The following is a 337-nucleotide window of genomic DNA, read 5'->3' as shown; positions in this document are numbered from 1 at the left end:
CGTATGGGGCTTGATGTAAGATTAACAAATGGCTCAATCAATGAATAAAACCGTTGATCTGGCTGTACAAGGAACTTGGTTCCGGGCCATGTCTACCTATGGCAAAGTCATGATCGGCGATGAAGCTTTTGAATTCTATAATGAGAAGAATGTTGAAGACTACATTCAGATTCCTTGGGATCAGGTGACTTATGTGGTGGCCGGTGTCCATTTCAAAGGGAAGTACATTCCCCGCTTTGAAATTCGGACCAAGAAAGATGGCAAGTTCATCTTCATCACTAAGGATCCAAAGAGAACTCTGCGGGCTATCCGCAAGTACGTCCCGGCCGACCACATG

The 337-nt window shown here is 45.4% G+C and carries 1 protein-coding gene; it reads left to right on the top strand.

Annotation, left to right across the window (positions count from 1 at the left end; all coding sequences use genetic code 11):
* Positions 1-28: 28 nt before the first annotated feature.
* Positions 29-337: DUF956 family protein (locus lacNas_RS10390; protein WP_201346834.1), on the top strand; the 309-nt coding region annotated here is incomplete at its 3' end.

The sequence above is a fragment of the Lactobacillus nasalidis genome (assembly GCF_016587775.1).
In the GTDB taxonomy this organism is placed as follows: domain Bacteria; phylum Bacillota; class Bacilli; order Lactobacillales; family Lactobacillaceae; genus Lactobacillus; species Lactobacillus nasalidis.
Note: the sequence above shows the minus strand (reverse complement) of the source record. Positions and strands in the feature narration are given on the sequence as shown.